The organism is Flavisolibacter ginsengiterrae DSM 18136 (assembly GCF_059568575.1).
Genome location: NZ_JCANTR010000005.1, coordinates 58,973 through 78,018, shown reverse-complemented (window position 1 = coordinate 78,018; position 19,046 = coordinate 58,973). Strand labels below are relative to the sequence as shown.

The window sequence follows — 19,046 nt, the reverse complement described above, 5'->3', positions numbered from 1 at the left end:
TATACCTTAGCTATACCGGAGGTAGGGAGGAGATAAGTAGTAAGTAGGTACAAAATCCCTCTTTTAGAGGGTTTTCCAGGAGTTCAAATAAGTTTACAGGGGTTGGTAGGGATTTAAATGTAATTGGTGTAAATAAAAGGAAGTTCACAGCCTGTAATACTGTGATTTTGGCAGTTTCCTATAATATATTACTTACAAGCAATTGGGGGGAGAAAAAAAGGCTGTCTTTTTATTAGACAGCCTTTTATTATAAGTTATTGAAGGTTATGAAAGACCTTTTGGACATCTTCATCCTGCTCCAGCTTATCAACCAGTTTTAGAACATCCTGTGCCTGCTCTTCGGATAATTCAACCGTGGTGGTGGGGATCCATTCCAGTTCAGCACTTAAAGGGGTAATACCTTTTTCTTCCAGTGCCTTTTGAAGGTTTCCAAAATCACTAAAGGCGCATCGTAAAACTATCACATCCTCTCCATTTTCACCCGTTCCTTCACCCAATTCCTCCAGTCCATGATCAATCAGTTCCAGTTCCAGGTCATCCATGTTTAATCCCTGGGGAGCCAGCTTGAAAGAGCCAACCTTTTTAAACTGGAAGCTTACACTGCCGCTGTTGCCTAGTGCACCATTTCCTTTATTAAATATTGCTTTTACATTAGCTACCGTGCGAACATGGTTATCTGTGGCTGTTTCCACCAATACTGCTACACCATAAGGAGCGTATCCTTCGTATAAGATCTCCTCGTAATTCTCCATCTCCTTGCCTTGCGCCCTTTTAATAGCTGCTTCAACTCTATCCTTGGGCATATTTACAGCCTTTGCATTTTGCATGCAGCGACGTAAAGCAGGATTTACTGCAGGATCAGGACCTCCGGCTTTTACTGCAATGGCTATTTCCTTACCGATGCGGGTAAATTGCTTGGCCATGCGGTCCCATCGGGCAAACATGGTGGATTTTCGAACTTCAAATATGCGACCCATAAAACTTTGATATTTATTATTTCAGATTCACAGACTTCTCCTTCCATTAAAACTTAAGTATGAAAAGGAATAGGGAAGCGCCGCAAAAGTACTATTTACAAATAAAAAAAGCAGCTATGTAAAACCATAGCTGCCTTATTTAGGAAAATAAATATCTATTTTTTATTTAGCCTGTTGCCGTACAACACTGCATGAACAGCAGCAAAGACCAATGAAAAATAAAATAAGCCTGTATCAGGATTCTTAACATCCATAACATTATGATGTATAAAGGCAACAATGATCAATAGGGCTACCAACGACAAGCCCGATATGCCAATGATGCGATTGCTTCTGCCCCAGGCCTGTGTATTACCGCTGGATAAATGGCTGTATTTCATGCCATACCATATGTACACATCAAAGCCGATCATCATCCATACGATAAGACGGATCCAGGTATCAAGTGGAAGGAACACCATCATGAATAAACAGGTGGCAATGCCCAGCACCGGAATAAAAGGAACCCATGGAGTTTTGAAAGCCCTTGGAGCATCCGGTTCGTTTTTCCTTAAAACCATTACGCCAATACAAACCAGGATGAATGCAAATAAGGTACCTATACTCGTCATTTCACCTACAACCCTGGCAGGCACAAAGGCTGCAAAAAGGCTAACAAAAAGCATGAATAGGAAATTGCTTTTTGAAGGAGTTCTGAACTTAGGATGTACATCTGAAAATATCTTAGGTAATAAACCATCACGGCTCATGCTGTAGAATACACGGCTCTGACCCATTAGCATCACTAAGATCACCGATGAATAACCGGCAAGAATAGCTACAATAATGGCACGGTTCAACCAGGGATAATCGGCATGAATCACACCAGCAGCATCAGCCTTACCCATATGCTCAATGGCAACAGCTACAGGAGCAATTCCATCCTGGCCCTTAAAGGAGGTATAACTGGTTACGCCCGTCATTACGTGTGCAAAAAGTATATATAGGACAGTACAGATGGCAAGGGAACCCAGGATACCCCAGGGCATATCCCTTTTGGGATTTTTTGCTTCCTGCGCGGCGGTGCTCACGGCATCAAAGCCTATATAGGCAAAGAACACAATGGCAGCAGCCCTGATGATTCCACTAAAGCCATATTCACCAAATGTTCCGGTGTTTTGAGGTATGTATGGATTGTAATTATCGTTGTTGATGTACTTCCATCCCAGGAATATGAACACAAGAACCACTGCCACTTTTAATGCAACAATGATTGAATTCACAAAAGCGCTTTCCTGGGTTCCTTTAATAAGTAATAAACTCATTAAGACCACAATGAATACAGCAGGCACATTGATCATGCCTCCATCAAAAGGCCCTGTGGCCATCCAGACAGGGAGGTGCACATCAAATCCTTCCAAAAATTTAACCAGGTAACGGCTCCAGCTAATGCTTACAGTAGCAGCACCAACCGCGTATTCCAGTACAAGGTCCCATCCAATGATCCAGGCAATGAATTCTCCCATGGTAGCATAGCTATAGGTATAGGCACTACCCGCAACAGGGATCATAGATGCAAATTCAGCATAACACAACCCGGCAAACAAACAACCGAGAGCTGCAACAACAAAAGAAATGGTAATGGCAGGTCCTGCCTGGTTGGCTGCAGCACCGCCGGTGATAGAAAATAATCCCGCACCAATAATAGCTCCGATACCCAGGGCTATTAATCCGCCAGCACCGAGCGTTTTCTTTAAGGTATGGCCGCTACTATCCTGGGCCTCAGCTAAAAGTCCCGCAAGGGGTTTCTTAACAAATAAACTCATGTGAAATTGTTGATTATGGTTCGTTTAAGCTCGTAAAATAAATAATAATTCATTAACACTACTTTTCTTTTATGATGTATGGCTATAGCAAAAACAATTGAAAATCTATGATATGCCTTTTTTTTCCGATTTTCGGCACGCTGTTTAACAAGCGCACCGTATGAATAAAGGGAACCGTCTCACTCTATATATTATACTTTCCATGATCCTGGGTATCCTTGTCGGATACTTTGTTTTTACCAGTACTGCCCCTGATTTTCAAAAAAGCTTCTCTAACAATATCAAAATATTAAGCACCATTTTTATCAGGCTGGTGCAAATGATCATTGCCCCTCTGGTTTTTACAACACTGGTTGTAGGTATTGCCAAACTGGGTGATCTGAAAACAGTAGGTAGAGTGGGAGGTAAGGCCATTCTTTGGTTTATCACCGCTTCATTGGCTTCCTTGCTTATTGGTCTTGCATTGGTGAACTACTTCAAGCCGGGTCAATATATTGACCTTTCTCAAAAGGATGTTGAAGGCTTGACAGACCTTGTTACCAAGCAAAAGAGTTTTTCGCTTCAAAACTTTGTAGAGCATGTCATACCCAAAAGCTTTGTGGAGGCCATGGCCAACAATGAAATATTGCAGCTGGTGGTATTCTCCATTTTCTTTGGTGTGGCTGCTGCCGCTATCGGCGACTATACCAAACCCCTGATCAAAGCGCTGGATGTTGCCTCCCATGTAATACTAAAGATGGTGAACTATGTAATGAACTTTGCGCCTATTGGGGTATTTGGTGCCATAGCAGCAGTTGTTGCTTCCAAAGGATTGGGCATATTTGTTTTTTACCTTAAATACTTTTCTTTCTTTTTAATTGGCATCGCCATTCTATGGATATTGCTGCTAACAGTTGGAACCATCATATTAAAAGGAAGGATCAAAGAACTATTGCGAAGGATAGGTAGCCCATTGCTGATAGCCTTCAGCACCACCAGCAGCGAAGCAGTGTTTCCAAAGCTTACCGAAGAACTGGAAAGGTTTGGATGTAAGGATAAGATCGTAGCCTTTGTGTTGCCGCTCGGTTATTCTTTCAACCTTGATGGCAGCATGATGTATATGACCTTTGCCAGCCTTGCCATAGCCCAGGCTTATGGTATGCATATGCCCATAGAAACCCAGTTAATGATGCTGTTGGTACTGATGTTAACCAGTAAAGGTATAGCCGGGGTTCCACGGGCATCCCTTGTAGTGGTATTGGCTACCTGTTCCATGTTTAACATTCCACCTGAAGGAGTAGCTTTAATATTGCCAATTGATCATTTTTGCGATATGTTCAGAACGGCTACCAATGTGGTAGGAAATGCATTGGCAACAAGTGTGGTAAGTAAATGGGAAGGAGAGCTAACTGAATAAGAAGTATTTCATCGCAGGAAAAAGCTCAGTACAAACCTTTAAATCAGAAACAACCAGATGGATAGCTTACTACATATCACGATGTTACAGGGAGGATTTATTCAACGATTTATAGAATGGATCATTACAAACGGAGGGCTATACTTCTTGTTATTCGTTGTTTTTGCCGAAACAGGATTATTTGTTGGCTTCTTTTTACCCGGTGATTCCTTGTTGTTTGCCGCAGGAATCTATCTTGAGAATCTTGGGAAAGAATTTTTTGGTCTGCCTTACCTGGTCATTGTACTTGTGATCATTGCATCTTTTTTAGGCAATATTGCAGGTTACTGGTTTGGCAGCAAAACCGGGCCCTTATTATATGAACGAAAAGAGACATGGTTGTTCAGGAAAAAACATTTATTGCGAGCAACTGAATTTTACCACCAATATGGAAAGGCTACTATCTTTTTAGCCAAGTTCCTTCCCATCATCCGCACCTTTGCGCCCATAGTAGCCGGTATTGTAAAAATGGAAAGGGCCACTTTTATTTTCTATAATATCCTGGGTAGTATTGCCTGGGTATGCAGTATGATGCTGGGTGGATATTTTCTACAGTCCTGGGTAGAGCGTGAATATAATTTCAGTTTGAAGGATCATATTGAAGCGATCACGATTGCCATCATCCTTATCACCACGCTTCCTGTCATTTACAAATTATTCTTTACTAAAAAGCAGCCTGCAACCACAACTGATCACAACTCAAAAAGATAAATGAAACAAAAGAATCATTCTTCTGTTTTTAGCCTTGCTGTAGTGGTGGCAGCCCTTGGCTATTTTGTTGATATATACGATTTGTTGCTTTTCACCATCGTCAGGGAACCCTCCTTGCAGGGCGTAGGAATTGACCTGGCCAATACGAAACAGGTGTTGGCTGCCAGCACCCGTATCATTAACTGGCAAATGATCGGCCTTCTTATTGGCGGCATCATTTGGGGTATAATGGGTGATAAGCGTGGAAGACTCAGTGTATTGTTTGGCTCTATACTTCTATATTCAATTGCCAATTTTATTACGGGGTATGTTACCACCATTGACCATTATGCCTATGCCAGGTTTGTGGCAGGTATAGGTCTTGCCGGAGAACTGGGCGCAGGAATCACGCTTGTAAGTGAATTGTTACCTAAGGATAAGCGTGGTATTGGCACTTCCCTGGTAGCAGGCATAGGCTTATTCGGTGCCGTATTTGCTTTTTTAACTTATGAATACACGCAAGACTGGCGCTTATGTTATAAAATAGGGGGTGGCCTTGGAGTAGTGTTGTTACTTCTCAGGATAAGTGTAGCGGAAAGCGGTATGTTTCACGAGGTCAAACAGCAAAATGTGGTGAGGGGCAACCTGTTGATGTTCTTCAATAATGCTGCAAGGTTCAGGAAATACATACTGGCTATTTTGATTGGCTTACCAACATGGTTTGTTATTGGTGTATTGGTAAACCTTAGCAACCGTTTTGCGCTTAGCCTGTATGGAGAAAATGCAGTGAATAGCGGTAAGGCCATCATGTACGCTTATATCGGCATAGCTGTAGGTGATATATTGATAGGATTTATCAGTCAGTATTTCAAAAGCCGGAAAAAAGCACTCTATCTTTTTTATGCCTTGAGTATTGTGTCAGCCATCCTGTTTTTTAGTCCCTGGAATAATAACGATACACGGATGTATATTATATGCACCGCCCTGGGATTCAGTACCGGCTTTTGGGCCATTTTTGTAACTATGGGTGCCGAGCAGTTTGGTACCAACCTGAGGGCCACGGCTGCCACTACCATACCCAATATGGTAAGGGGGTCGCTTCCATTGATCAACCTGTTATTTAAGAATCTGTTCCAGGATAGCTGGGGATGGGCATTGGTCAAAAGCGCTGTTGTGACAGGGATATTGGTGATGATAGTTACCCTGGTTTCAGCTTATTTCACTGAAGAAACTTTCCATAAGGATCTTAAATATGTTGAAGAGTAATAGTTATGAACCTAAAGTATATGGATCAATTTGAATCTAAAATTTATTAGTTCTAATCAACAGGAATTACAACTTTGCATTTCCTAATAAAAATCCAATCCAAAGGCAGATGAAGTTTTTAATAATCAGGTTTTCTTCCATTGGTGATATTGTACTGACAACTCCTGTTGTTCGCTGTTTAAAAAAGCAGGTGCCCGGAGCCGAGATCCATTATTTGATAAAACCTCAATTTAAAACTGTCATGGCGCATAATCCTTACGTGGATAAGTTGCACCTGCTGAATGAAGATTGGGAACAAATGATTGCTGATTTAAAAGAAGAAAAGTTTGATCATATCATTGACCTGCATCATAATTTAAGAACACTAAGAGTTAAAAAAGCACTCAAGGTCCCATCCATATCTTTTAATAAGCTGAATATTGAAAAGCTCATTTTCGTGAAGCTGAAATGGAATGTGATGCCAAAGCTTCACATCGTTGACCGCTATATGGAAACCGTGAAATCATTTGGAGTGCACAATGATGGTGCAGGCATGGATTATTTTATCCCAAAAGAAGAAGAGGTGCAGCAAAAAGATATACCTGCTTCACACCAGCTGGGTTTTGTTGCAATAGTCATTGGCGCTTCTTTTTATACCAAAAAACTTCCAGTTTATAAGCTGCAGGAATTGTGTCAAAAACTGGATCATCCTATCATCCTCTTAGGTGCAAAGGAAGAATTTGCTGAGGGTGAAGAAATACGCAAAGTTGACCCGGTGAAAGTTTACAATGCCTGTGGCAAGTTTTCATTGAATGAAAGTGCTGACCTGGTTCGTAAATCAAAGCTTGTTATAGCACACGATACAGGTCTGATGCATATTGCCGCGGCTCTTAAAAAACCGGTCATTGCAGTATGGGGCAGCACTACACCTTCTTTTGGGATGGTTCCTTATTATGGTGATAGTTACCTGCTTTCACATGCCAGGCCTTATGACGATGCCCAGGTCAATAAGCTATGGTGCCGTCCATGTACAAAAATGGGAAGAGATTCCTGTCCGCAGGGCCATTTCAAATGCATGAAAAAAATGGACATTGATGATATGATCAGGAAGGTCAATGCCAGGCTGGGAAGGACCAGTGAATAATATTACTTTGAAGTGCAATTTCTGTTGTTGTATCAGAATTCAAATTCTTTTACCGAAGTATCGTGCAGTATCAGCTTGGTGAAACGGTTATGGTTTTTTTCAGAACCGTGCACGATCCATGTTCCTACCAGGTATTCTCCATTCCTGGTGCGCTTTAATCGTTTGTAATACAAGCCGCACTCTTTGAACATTTGCTCATATTGTTTCAGCAAGTCATCCCTGTAAATGCTGACTATTTTATAGGTATGCGACTGGTTGATCCTGTCAATAAATTGCTCCAGTTTTGTTAACAACATCAATGCTGACATTATGATCAAAGTGCAAATTCCTACCAGCATATAAGCGTTATCCGCTATACCCATTCCCAGTGCTGCCACAGCCCATATAGTTGCAGCCGTTGTGATCCCATTGATCCTGTTATCACTTTTAAAAATAACCCCTGCACCCAAAAATCCAATACCAGTAACAATATTAGATGCTATCCTGTCGGAACTGGAACCAGAAATATGGATGGAAAATGTGGTAAATAAAAAAGAACCCAGGCAAATCAGGATCATGGTTCTAAACCCGGCACTTTTACTATGGTATTCCCTTTCGGCTCCTATCAATCCGCCCACTATAATAACCATTAAAAGTTTTAGCAGTAAAACATCTATTGAAGGCATGCATTATATTATGTAGATCAAAATTATACTACATATACGGGGACTCATAGTCTTTGAAAAGGAAAGATAAAAGAAAAGTCCGCCGTGGCGGACTATCATTAAGCTATTTCTATCATTCTGGGTGGCTTCTGCTTTGCATGCTCTTTTTTAGGAATGACCAGGTTTAATACTCCATTTTCATACTTTGCCTGGATCTTATCAGCATCAACCACATCTTTTGGAAGTTGAAAACTGCGTTGGAAAGATTGATAACTGAATTCCTGGCGTGTATACTTTTCACCTTCTTTCATTTCATTCCTGTCTTCTTTTTCACTACTGATAGTGAGAAGATTTCCATCCAGTTCAATTTTAAAGTCTTCCTTGGTCATGCCCGGGGCTGCCATTTCAACAACAAAATTGTCATTGTTTTCCCGGATGTTTACAGAAGGTAAAGTAGTGTTGGTAGCTGAATTGTTTACTAAACCCCAATTGATAAGATCCCTGTTAAAAAGGTCATCAAAGATGCTGTTCATGGCTGGAAATGAATTGTTTCTTTTAATTATTGACATAAAAACCTCCGTTTTATTGGTTATTATATTTTAAAAGCAACAACTCGTTCTGATCAACATAAATGCCATTACCTTTCGCACTGAATTTTTTGCAGGAATACTGAAAACTTGTCCTTGTTCAGGATCTTTCTTCTGAAATATTATCATCTGAACTATCCAGGCTGTAGTCATTATTCTCTTCGTCCTCTTCACCTATCCTTTCATTGGCATCATCAAGATCTGCCCCGGGGATATCAAGATCTCTGGCAGTCCTTACCTCTCCAAAACTTCTTTCATTCAGAGGTTCATTCTGGAAGTCTGTATTATCCATCCTCGCCTGGACAAGGTTAATTTCATCGCGTGTTGGGAGGTAGTCAGTTTGCTCCAGGGCCTGTCTTTCACCCCTGTTCACATCGCCCTCAGTTCCGGGAGTTAAGTCTTCGCTATCATCAAGGTCAAAAACACCAACTCCTTCTTCATCGTCAGAAGCAATTGTGGTATCGCCCAATGCTCCCAAAGGGGGTGCATTGACAAATTCCTGTCCGGGTATATCTTTTACATCTGGAAGATCAATAAATTCTTCTTTTGTTCTCATTTCTTCCCGTTCTTTTTGAGAGTCAGGTAGATCACCAGGTATTGATGAGCGACCCTCTATACGGTTATTGCCGGGCTCCCTTTCCCCCCCTGGGGTATTATTTCTTTTAGTATCCATACCTATGTTTTATAGGATACTTGAAAATTTTATGCCGTAACAAAAAAATTACCAGTCATGGACTGGTAATAGCGCGTTAGTAAGACAAATGTGCAATGAGGAGCAGATCAAACGAGGACCTCAAGTTCGTTTATTTCAGTTAACAGGTCCTTGCCCCTGTAGATCTTAATACAATTGTATTTGTCCAATCCCGGTAGCTTTTCAGAATAAACAACTTCAGCTTCGCTGGAGCCACTGACGGAAGCGCTCAACTCAACACTTAATATGAGTGTATGAGGATCATTATCCTGTATGCATTTTATAATGAAAGGGTGATGCGATTTTTTAGAGACAGGTACTTCTCCTAAAATATAAAGCGTTCCGAAACTTTCTGTGCCTTCGTGATCGAATTCGATCCAGGCTTCCCAAAGGTCTATTTCTGAAAGAAGTGTATTATTTGTCATACAAGCAAGGTAGAAAACTTGCCGGCGGGTGAAATGCGCAAAACACGGTAAAAGCACCCGTTTTTTCACCTGATTTACCTCGAAGGAGCATTCCAGGGCTCTAAACTTTAGCTTTTGACAACGTCACGTAATAAGCCACTAAGGTACTCAGTAACTGGCCCTGGTTTGCCGCTTCCAATAACCTTTCCATTGATATAGGTAACCGGTAAAACCCCTTTCGTGGTACTCGAAATGAAGGCTTCACTGGCTTGCATAGCTTCATCCGGGGAAATATTTTTCTCCCGGAAATCAAATTGTTCGGCGGCAGCCTTAATGATACGTTCTCTTGTAACTCCCATCAGTATGTTTTCGCCGGGTGTAAGGATTTCTCCATTTTGTGTAACGATGAAGAAGTTGGACCGGGGGCATTCAGTAATTGATCCATCCCGGAAATACAATACATCATCAGCAGACTGTAAACTGATAAAGGGCTGCAACCAGATTTCCATTAAATAATCAATGGTCTTGGCTTCGGGCAGTTGTCTCTGGTAAGGATACATCGCCAGCCTAATGCCTTCTTTATATGTAGACGTTTTCAATTCCTTAAAAGGATTCTCTGAAACGATTAAGTTGGGGTTAGTCAATAAATAACCATCTGGTGAATAACCACCTGTAACCGTGATCCTTATTCCCGAATCGGTGATGCCATTTTTATTGATTAATTCATGGATCACTGTTCGTACTATTTCCCTGGAAAGGGGGATGGTCATGTGCATTATTTCAGCAGAACGGAACAAACGGTCCAGGTGTTTTTCTATAAAAACCGGTACTGAATCCCTGGTCCGGAAGAAATCGAAACAGCCATAACCTCTTTGAATGGAAAGATCACTATAGTGCAGGAAGGCTTTATCCCGCTTTACAAAATCATCATTGATAAAAACATACTTGTCCATTCGCGTTTATATGCTCCTGGTTTTTATTTTTCTTAATCAGACCAGGCAAATTCTTAATTAATAGATCTTCCCGCTTTCATCATTGTTGATCAACTCCTGCGCAACCGATGAATTATATATGGCATCACGGTTATTGATAACCTGCCGAAGCAAATCGTGAATCGTTATAATGCCGGCGAAGCGTTTATTTTCATCATAAGCCAGCAGGTAACGTATTTTATGGCTATTCATCAGGTGCATGCAATGTTCTACAGTATCATCAAATCCAACAACGGGCAAATCGGTGGTCATGACCTCATTTACTTTTGTAGAATTACTTGCCCTGCCTTTTAAAATCACGTTGCGGCTATAATCTCTTTCACTGAATACCCCTTTATACTCCTGGTCCTGCATCACTACCAGGTAACTTAAATCTACTGAACTCAAAAGATTAAGAGCGTCTATTACCAGGGTGTCAGGTGTAACCACATTAAAGGGTTTTGCTTTGCTCTCAAGCACATTTTTCACTGTAAGCATCGTATAGTTCTATTTTTATTTGGGGTCAAAGTTCGTGGAACAATCGCAAACCTGAGTAGTTGAAAGAGATTCTTAACTAAAATGGATAGCCCTGATTTGCAGCGGCACAAAATTTATAACTGTAATACTAAATATCATTTTATGGATAAAATGAATGATCTCCTTGACCTGCTCAAACACGAAGTGCAGGATCTGTATTCCGCAGAAGAGCAAATTATTGCTGCTATGCCTGCGATGATTGAAAAAGCAAATAACAGGGATTTAAAAAAGGCTTTGCAAAACCATTTAAAAATAACCAGGAAACAATTGTCCAGGCTGGACCAGGTTCAAAATACGATGGGAATTGAACAGGAACCTGATGAAAAGAAAGGTTTGTTCAGCCGTCTTTTTAAGAGCAGGCATGTTTGCAAAGGCATGCAGGGCATCATTGAAGAAGGCAACAAGATCATAAAGGAAGATATGGATCCAGATGTGCTGGATGCGGTAATAATAGCCAGTGCTCAAAAAATAGAGCATTATGAGATCTGTGGGTATGGAACAGCAAGGACTTATGCTAGGGAGCTGGGGTTACTTGAAGTTTCCCAACACCTGGAAGAAACATTGAATGAAGAGTACGAAGCTGATGATCTGTTGACTAAACTGGCGGTAACCAGGGTCAATAAAGATGCAGAAGCTGGTTCAGTAAATCAAAAGACAAGGGAAGTGGCAGGAGAGCAAAAAGCAACAATACTTCAAAGAACACGTTCAAGGGTGCCGGAAATGGAAATGGCATCTAATCAAAGAAGAAGTACTGCAGCTAATACCAGGAAGGAAACGGCTGAAAATGATTCACCCCAAAGCAGGGAAGTAACGAGGTCTACTTCATCCCAGGGACGTTCAACTGGTACAAAAAGATCTGCTTCCGCCAGGCAAAAGGCAACATCCGGTTCTACCCAGGTAAACCGGCGGGAAACAAACAAGGGTAAAGGTGGAAGAACATCAGGCAGTGATGCAAGAACACGTTAGAAGACTATTTGATAACTGATCTTTTAATATGCACCGCCTCCTGTTATGGGGCGGTTTTTTTAAACAAAGCTTAAGGTCCTACTAATATACCGATCGAAATATTGGAGGGATTCAGTTTAATATTTCTCCTGGTGCCGGAAGGGTATATTGAATAGGCCAAAAACGGTCCGAGGGAAAAATAATTGGAGAATTTGTGCTGCATACCACAACGAATATATCCTCCAATGGTATTTCTTTTTATCATGGTACCGGGTACATACCAGGGAGTAAAACCAGTATATATAAAACTGGCTCCTGCTGCATATTGAAACCTGTTCCTTCCCAATAATTTTTTTTGTCCCAACCCTGCATAAATAGTAACTATTTCACAACCTGTATTAGGTTGCTGTAATAGAGTGCTTCCAGGGCTATCTTCTGATTTAGTTTTAGCCGGGCATATGGCTGCTGTGATTCCTCCATCAAATGAAAGGTTACTTCCGTTGAGTTTATGCATGAAAGAAAGCCCTGCCAGGTAATTTACAGAATAGGGCCGGAAAGTGGAATTCATGATATGAATGCCAACAGGCAATTGAAAATGAAAGCTTCCTTCTTCCTGCACCTGCGAATAGGAGTTGCTCACCATCAACATGAAAATAACCTGTAGTAGTAAAATATGTTTTGTACCCCGTAACATTCCAATTCTTTAAGCTAATATGATCATTTGAACCGTTAAAAGGAATGAGTGCCATCATATGTTTCCCTGACTATTCTCACTAAATCTACTCCCCGGTTTATTTCAAATATATAGATATATGGATGAGGTAAGTAACTTTAATTTTATTGGATTGAACTCTTCATGGCAATCTCATGTGTTGCAGGTGTATAAACCGTTTCAGAGGATTTGATAACTTTGCATATAAACCAGGGATTATGAATATTACCACACGAATAGCAAGGTGGAGACATTCCTATCCATCATTTATTTTGCTGATAGCAAGGATCATTCTGGGGATTATATTAATTGCAAAAGGAATCTTTTTCATCAGTCATGCACAACAATTGAAAGAACTGATCCTGAACAGCCGTTTTTCAGGTTGGGTTGGTTTTTTGACAGCCTATGTAACCTTTGCCCATTTATTCGGGGGCGTTTTTATTATAATAGGGCTTTTTACACGTTGGGCGGCTCTTATTCAAATTCCGGTATTGCTGGGTGCCTTGTTCTTTATTTTGCCAGCACATGAAGTGAATGATATGGGTTCTGACCTTATCCTTTCACTGATAGTTCTTGGCTTACTGATTTATATATTAAAGAAGGGTAGCGGAAGCGTTTCCATGGATGATTATTTGAAACACCATCTTCTTTAACATTTTTGTGGTAATACAATACTGTTCCATACCGGATTAAACCTTTTCTTTGGCCCGGTTTATCCAGGTGAAAAAAATTCTATTCATTATATTATGTCTAAGGGGCACGATTTCATTATGCGCCCAAAACCAGGTAATTGCCAGTGTAACACAGCTTGCTAATGATAAAGGCGTGTGCAGGGCATGCCTTTTTACCAATGCGGCCGCATTTCAAAAAATGGAGGCGCTTCAATGTTTAACAGCTCCTATTATCAATAAGGCAGCAGTGTTCACATTCCATAATATACCTACGGGGAAGTATGCCATATTTGTTTTTCATGATGTGAACCGGAATAATAAGCTAGATAAAAATTGGTTGGGTATACCTAAAGAGGGATATGGGGCTTCACGCAACCAATTACCCTTTGCTGCTGCACCTTCGTTTGAGCCTAATAGTTTTTTTATAACCAATAGAGATTCCCTTTTGCTCCCGGTACGGCTTAGGAATTTATAGCAGGCTATCCTTTCATGGGGCTCATGTATTAAATTGTGCCTATGAAACTTCTGTTACTTTTATTATTTGTGCCTGTTATTGGATCAGCACAAGTGTTTTCGCCTGCAGAGATCAGCCATTTTAAGGAGCAGGCCCGGAATGTAACTATCAGTATTGACAATTGGGGTATACCGCACATTCATGGGAAAACAGATGCCGACGCGGTATTTGGACTTATGTATACGCAATGTGAACAAAACTTTTCAAGGGTGGAAAGAAATTACCTTGAAGTTTTTGGCAGGCTGGCAGAAGTAGATGGGGAACAACAAATATATGGCGACCTCCAGATGCAGATGATCTATGATACAGTGGCTGCCAAATCAGATTATGCCCGCAGCCCTGAATGGTTGAAAAAACTACTGCGGTCTTTTGCTGATGGAATCAATTATTACCTGGCTTTGCATCCCGAAACAAAACCTGCTGTCTTTCAAAGATTTGAACCCTGGTTTCCTTTAATGTACACTGATGGAAGTATTTCTGCCACACAAATGGGTGGAATAAACCTGCGGGACACACGTAATCTATATGGTCCGGCAGGTGATAAGTCATTAGGTATTGTGCCGTCTTATACCGACTTCACCCAACTCCGGCTTACAGGTTCTAATGGTTTTGCTATTGCCCCCTCTAAAACAGCTTCCAAAAACTCCATATTGTATATCAATCCACATGTAACATTTTATTTCAGAACCGAAGCGCATATGATAAGCGATGAGGGGCTTAATGTTTATGGTGCTGCTACCTGGGGAAACTTCTTTATCTACCAGGGATTTAATGAACATTGTGGATGGATGCATACTTCCAGTTATGCTGACGTGGCAGACCTTTATAAAGAAAAAATAATTCATAAGGGTAATGATCTGTATTATGAATACAATGGGCAGTTAAAGCAGGTGCAGTCAAAACCTGTAATTGTTCGCTACAGGAACGGTAATGCGATTGCAGAGAAAAAATTCACAACTTATTTTACGCATCATGGACCAGTGATGGGAAGCAGGGAAGATAGCTGGCTTAGCCTTAAAGAAAGAAACCGGTCGTTGGAAGCCCTGGAGCAGTCATGGTTGCGGACCAAGGCCAATAGCTTTAATGAATTCCGGAAAATTATGGAACTCCGTTCCAATAATTCCAATAATACTGTGTATGCCGATGACCAGAAGAATATAGCTTACTGGCATGGCAACTTTGTTCCTGTCAGGAATCCAAAACTTGACTGGCAACTTCCTGTTGATGGAACAACAGCGTCTACTGAATGGAAAGGTATTCATACGCTGGATGAAATCGTACATGTGATCAATCCTTCCAGTGGATGGATCCAAAATTGTAATTCAACGCCGTTTACCTCTTCTGGTACAAGCAGTCCCCGAAAGCAGGATTACCCGGAATACATGGCTCCGGATGGACAAAACGCCAGGGCGCTTAATGCTGCCAGGTTATTAAATGAAACCAACGATATTACACTTGACAAGATCATAAGCATTGGATACAGCCATTATCTATCCGCCTTTGAAATATTACTACCTTCTTTATTTAAGGCCTATGATAACCTTACAGACAAGGATACCAGCAAAGAAGAATTGCGTGAAGCCATTATTGTTTTAAAGAATTGGGATAAGAATTCATCAGCCAGTTCCATAGCCACTACGTTGGCAATTGAATGGGCCACAAGTTTAACTGCTTTTGCTCCCGCACCTGCTACCGACAGGGATGCCACCAATGCCATTGCTGCCTTTAACTGGCTAGCCAAAGAAGTGCCGCCAGCAAAAAAATTGGAGTTATTAAGATCTGCATTGAAAGGATTGGAAAACAGGTTTGGGACCTGGCATGTGGCCTGGGGAGATATCAATCGTTTCCAGAGAAACGAAAAAAGCACCAATACCAATTTTGAGGATAATAAATGGAGCCTACCTGTAGGACTGGCATCTGCCACCTGGGGTTCCCTGCCTTCTTTCAACAGCCGGAGGTTTCCCAATACCAACAAGCGTTATGGAATTTCCGGCAATAGTTTCATAGCCGCTATTGAATTTGGCAAGAAGCTAAAAGCACGAACCATAATGACGGGAGGAGAATCCTTTATTCCTGGTTCGGAACACTTTACCGACCAGGCCGAAGGGTATATTGAAGGGAAATTCAAAGAGGTTAATTTTTACCAGGACGATATCAAAAAACATACGGTACGAACGTATCATCCGGGTGATTAATTTTTTGCAGTGTTAAAAGAAAAAAGCTCCTGTTTTCATGGAGCTTTTTGATATTCTGGCTAATGGACCAATTAGTTCCGGCGTGTATATTTTATTTCCATTGTTTTAAATTCCTTTCCATCCGGGGCTACAGCATACATTTCCATAACCTGGTAGTTGTTATCTATTGGTTTAAATATCTCTTTGGTATCCACCAATTTTCCAGTGGCAGGATCTGTCATGGTTCCCTTAAAAGTAATGGACTTGCTGGCAAGGTCCCATGGTCCTTCAGCGCTCATTAACCCTGTACTCATATTATCAATCCAGGTTGACAAAAACAACTTCCGGGAATTGTCATAAGCAAGTGTACTTATTCCTTCCAGGGGTTTACCATTGTAGCTGCCTTTAAATGTTGATTGCTGGTACCGTCCGCCCAACACCATTTTATTGACCATTGTTGCATTGCTTTTTTTGGGTGAAGCACCAGGTGTTTCCCATATCGTTACTTCACCTGACCATGTCCCATTCCATGCATTCATCATCTTATGCATTTCTCCTGGTTGGCTATAGGTTGACACGGCATTTTGAATGGTAGCAGAATCGTTTAAGGCTGTTGATGAAGAGGGTGTAGTAGTAGCGGCTGCTGCCACCTTAACTTCCTGTGGAGTTTGCTCTTTGTTTTTACAGCTGAAAGCAAACAGGACAGCACAAATAAGGATGGGAAAGGATTTCATTGGATTAATTTCTACTAATGTAAAAAAAGAAAAAGAATAGTGCAAATCGAGCCGGACAGTTAAAACACAGTTAATGGCTGAGTTTGGAAGTATATGGCACAATCTTTTCCCTTTATACAGCTGAAGAATCAAGCTTAACCCTATTGAATATTATGAATTTTCCCAACAAACCGGTTTTATTGTATGCGGAAGATGATCTGGATGATTTTGAAAGCCTTGTAGATGCCCTCGAACAATTAACCGATAAGTATCAGATTGTCAATGCCAAAAATGGGGCTGAAGTGATCTCATTGCTTCAGAACGATTATGCTGAACACCATCCAAGCGTGGTCATCCTTGACCTTAATATGCCTCTTATGGATGGAAAGGAAGTACTGGCCTGGATGAAAAATGAGGAAGAATTTAGGCATATACCAGTGATGGTATTTACAACTTCTTCAAGAGAAGAAGATGTTCGTTTATGTCAGAATCATAAATGCACCTTTTTTAGAAAGCCAACTTTATACCGGGACCTCCTGCATGTGGCACAGACCATACTGGACATGAGTAATGGTGTAACTGATGAACATAAAGGTGTTGTTCATCACTGATTCCCGAAATATTGAATGCATTAAGTTTTCTGTACTTCTCAACCAACAAATTCGTTATTTACAGTATGGAATTATTTGTCACCCGTGATTCAATTGTGCGACAGATATGGGGTAAAGGTGATACCATATTGTTCATTTTTGCCGGTGCTGCAGCTGAATTTGCATTGAATAAGGCCGTTGATTGGCTTTATTTTACAGGCAAACTTCCTTCTGATCCTTTAGGCAGGCTTTTTTCAACGGTTTCCTATGCCCGTAAGATTGTTTTCCAGGAAACTGATGCAGCCCTAAAAACGATCGATGCTATCAGCAATATCCATAATTCTTTGGAAGTCAAAAGAGGCGAGCCTATTCCTGATTGGGCATACAGGGATGTATTGTTCATGTTGATCCATTATTCCATTGCTTCCTATGAATTGCTGGAAAGAAAACTGACAGATGGAGAAAAACAAGAGGTTTTCGATGTTTTTCTTAGGGTTGGACAAAGAATGAACCTTTCCAAATTGCCTTCCACCTATAATGAATGGTTACAAAAGCGATGGAAGCATCTTGAATACAATCTTGACCATACACCTTATACGGTTGATCTTTTTAAACAGTACAGGAAACACCTGGGACCTGCCCGGTATTTTCTTTTGAAGGAAGCACAAAAACTAGTGGCACCCCGCCAGGTTAAAATTCTTTTGAAGTATTCCGGTATTTCTGTACTTAAACCCGTAATTCCGGTTTATAAGTTGAGCCGAATGGTAAAACTAGACTGGTTTTTTAAATCTATCATATTGCCTTCAGGCTATAAGGAACAGATAAGGAACCTTGATGTAAATCCTTCTTTAAAGAATTGAAATCCTGGAAATTTAGAAGGATAGGAAATGGAATTATGAAAGTCATTTGTTATACTTGCAATCAACCATGACTATCGGCTTAAAAAAAATACTGGTCATCTTCCCGGTGATCCTGCTTACTATATTCTTTTTGCATGATCGATATGCCATTGATTATGCACACACCTCCAAATGGAGAATTGTTTTCTTTTCTATTACGCTTCTTTTACTATATGGGTGGATGTTGCTGGATCTTTATAACAGAGAACCTGTAACTTTTGTTCAGGTAGGGATATTTTCCAGCTTTTATGTTTACATATTCATGGTGTTGACTCTTACCGGTTATTTCATTCTTTTCAGGGAGGTGTCCATGCATGAGTGGTGGCATAAAATGATCTTGAGGGTTATAAAAAGAGATAGGGTAAATCTTGACTTGTTCAAAGTATTTAAAATTTACAGGATCACGAACAGGCAGGTGTTGGGAAACCTTGTCATGCTTTTTCCATTAGGTATCTACCTGCCATTGCTATATGGTAAGATGTCGGGGTTTATTAAAGTAACATTGATTTGTATGCTCTTCTCTGTCGGAATTGAACTATTGCAATTGATCACGAGCTACAGGAGCACTGATATAGATGATGTCTTCCTGAATACTACCGGAGCAGCATTTGGATACATCAGTTTTATGGTAATTGATTATTTTTTGAAAACACAGAAACATTTAAATAAGGCGGGTTTAGATCTAAGTTATTAAGTTT

General features: G+C 40.7%; 21 protein-coding genes. 11 read left to right on the top strand and 10 right to left on the bottom strand.

Translation table 11 applies throughout. The features are described from left to right. Nucleotides 1–254 precede the first annotated feature (254 nt). Both BP74_RS07295 and BP74_RS07290 read right to left on the bottom strand, forming a co-directional pair. A complete protein-coding gene (locus BP74_RS07295; protein WP_496372575.1) occupies nt 255–977 on the bottom strand; it encodes a YebC/PmpR family DNA-binding transcriptional regulator in 723 nt (240 codons plus the stop codon). Nucleotides 978–1,132: 155 nt separating this feature from the next. Continuing rightward, the gene (locus tag BP74_RS07290) at nt 1,133–2,782 is read right to left on the bottom strand and encodes an amino acid permease (protein ID WP_496372573.1); all 1,650 of its coding nucleotides are present in this window, start codon (nt 2,780–2,782) and stop codon (nt 1,133–1,135) included. A 160-nt stretch (nt 2,783–2,942) separates the two neighbouring features. On the opposite strand from BP74_RS07290, the gene BP74_RS07285 reads away from it, so the two are divergent. The 4 genes from BP74_RS07285 (at nt 2,943) to BP74_RS07270 (ending at nt 7,296) form a co-directional block, all read left to right on the top strand. Next, complete coding sequence (locus BP74_RS07285; protein ID WP_496372571.1) at nt 2,943–4,178, top strand: dicarboxylate/amino acid:cation symporter; 1,236 nt, start codon at nt 2,943–2,945, stop codon at nt 4,176–4,178. 57 nt (nt 4,179–4,235) lie between these two features. Continuing rightward, nucleotides 4,236–4,928, top strand: a complete 693-nt coding sequence (locus BP74_RS07280; protein ID WP_496372569.1) for a DedA family protein — start codon at nt 4,236–4,238, stop codon at nt 4,926–4,928. After that, complete coding sequence (locus tag BP74_RS07275) at nt 4,929–6,173, top strand: MFS transporter (RefSeq protein WP_496372567.1); 1,245 nt, start codon at nt 4,929–4,931, stop codon at nt 6,171–6,173. A gap of 109 nt (nt 6,174–6,282) precedes the next feature. Beyond that, the gene (locus BP74_RS07270; RefSeq protein WP_496372565.1) at nt 6,283–7,296 is read left to right on the top strand and encodes a glycosyltransferase family 9 protein; all 1,014 of its coding nucleotides are present in this window, start codon (nt 6,283–6,285) and stop codon (nt 7,294–7,296) included. A 32-nt stretch (nt 7,297–7,328) separates the two neighbouring features. Here the strand turns inward: BP74_RS07270 and BP74_RS07265 are convergent, their stop codons facing one another. From BP74_RS07265 to BP74_RS07240, 6 genes are all read right to left on the bottom strand, one after another. Next, complete coding sequence (locus BP74_RS07265) at nt 7,329–7,961, bottom strand: MgtC/SapB family protein (protein ID WP_496372563.1); 633 nt, start codon at nt 7,959–7,961, stop codon at nt 7,329–7,331. Between the two features lie 98 nt (nt 7,962–8,059). Next, a complete protein-coding gene (locus BP74_RS07260; protein ID WP_496372561.1) occupies nt 8,060–8,509 on the bottom strand; it encodes an Hsp20/alpha crystallin family protein in 450 nt (149 codons plus the stop codon). 118 nt (nt 8,510–8,627) lie between these two features. Continuing rightward, the gene (locus tag BP74_RS07255) at nt 8,628–9,200 is read right to left on the bottom strand and encodes a hypothetical protein (RefSeq protein WP_496372559.1); all 573 of its coding nucleotides are present in this window, start codon (nt 9,198–9,200) and stop codon (nt 8,628–8,630) included. Nucleotides 9,201–9,307: 107 nt separating this feature from the next. Beyond that, nucleotides 9,308–9,643: a hypothetical protein gene (locus tag BP74_RS07250; RefSeq protein ID WP_496372557.1), complete on the bottom strand. Its 336-nt coding sequence runs from the start codon at nt 9,641–9,643 to the stop codon at nt 9,308–9,310. A gap of 107 nt (nt 9,644–9,750) precedes the next feature. Then, nucleotides 9,751–10,575: an aminotransferase class IV gene (locus BP74_RS07245; protein ID WP_496372555.1), complete on the bottom strand. Its 825-nt coding sequence runs from the start codon at nt 10,573–10,575 to the stop codon at nt 9,751–9,753. Nucleotides 10,576–10,632: 57 nt separating this feature from the next. Further along, nucleotides 10,633–11,091 (bottom strand): CBS domain-containing protein, encoded by a 459-nt coding sequence (locus tag BP74_RS07240; protein ID WP_496372553.1) that lies wholly within the window; start codon nt 11,089–11,091, stop codon nt 10,633–10,635. A 141-nt stretch (nt 11,092–11,232) separates the two neighbouring features. Between BP74_RS07240 and BP74_RS07235 the strand changes: the two genes are divergently transcribed. Continuing rightward, nucleotides 11,233–12,096, top strand: coding sequence for a YciE/YciF ferroxidase family protein (locus tag BP74_RS07235; RefSeq protein WP_496372551.1), 864 nt, complete (start codon nt 11,233–11,235; stop codon nt 12,094–12,096). A 70-nt stretch (nt 12,097–12,166) separates the two neighbouring features. Here the strand turns inward: BP74_RS07235 and BP74_RS07230 are convergent, their stop codons facing one another. Continuing rightward, nucleotides 12,167–12,769, bottom strand: a complete 603-nt coding sequence (locus BP74_RS07230; RefSeq protein ID WP_496372549.1) for a hypothetical protein — start codon at nt 12,767–12,769, stop codon at nt 12,167–12,169. Nucleotides 12,770–13,005: 236 nt separating this feature from the next. Between BP74_RS07230 and BP74_RS07225 the strand changes: the two genes are divergently transcribed. From BP74_RS07225 to BP74_RS07215, 3 genes are all read left to right on the top strand, one after another. After that, nucleotides 13,006–13,440 (top strand): DoxX family protein, encoded by a 435-nt coding sequence (locus BP74_RS07225; RefSeq protein WP_496372547.1) that lies wholly within the window; start codon nt 13,006–13,008, stop codon nt 13,438–13,440. Between the two features lie 67 nt (nt 13,441–13,507). Further along, complete coding sequence (locus tag BP74_RS07220) at nt 13,508–13,933, top strand: DUF2141 domain-containing protein (protein ID WP_496372834.1); 426 nt, start codon at nt 13,508–13,510, stop codon at nt 13,931–13,933. A gap of 41 nt (nt 13,934–13,974) precedes the next feature. Continuing rightward, the gene (locus tag BP74_RS07215) at nt 13,975–16,167 is read left to right on the top strand and encodes a penicillin acylase family protein (RefSeq protein WP_496372545.1); all 2,193 of its coding nucleotides are present in this window, start codon (nt 13,975–13,977) and stop codon (nt 16,165–16,167) included. A 71-nt stretch (nt 16,168–16,238) separates the two neighbouring features. Here the strand turns inward: BP74_RS07215 and BP74_RS07210 are convergent, their stop codons facing one another. After that, a complete protein-coding gene (locus BP74_RS07210; RefSeq protein WP_496372543.1) occupies nt 16,239–16,880 on the bottom strand; it encodes a DUF1579 domain-containing protein in 642 nt (213 codons plus the stop codon). Nucleotides 16,881–17,032: 152 nt separating this feature from the next. Here BP74_RS07210 and BP74_RS07205 point away from each other — a divergent pair, with 152 nt between their 5' ends. From BP74_RS07205 to BP74_RS07195, 3 genes are all read left to right on the top strand, one after another. Next, complete coding sequence (locus BP74_RS07205) at nt 17,033–17,470, top strand: response regulator (protein WP_496372541.1); 438 nt, start codon at nt 17,033–17,035, stop codon at nt 17,468–17,470. A gap of 65 nt (nt 17,471–17,535) precedes the next feature. Beyond that, nucleotides 17,536–18,309, top strand: a complete 774-nt coding sequence (locus BP74_RS07200) for an oxygenase MpaB family protein (protein ID WP_496372539.1) — start codon at nt 17,536–17,538, stop codon at nt 18,307–18,309. Between the two features lie 67 nt (nt 18,310–18,376). Continuing rightward, on the top strand, nt 18,377–19,042 hold the full coding sequence (locus BP74_RS07195; protein ID WP_496372537.1) for a VanZ family protein: 666 nt from the start codon (nt 18,377–18,379) through the stop codon (nt 19,040–19,042). The last annotated feature ends 4 nt before the right edge of the window (nt 19,043–19,046 follow it).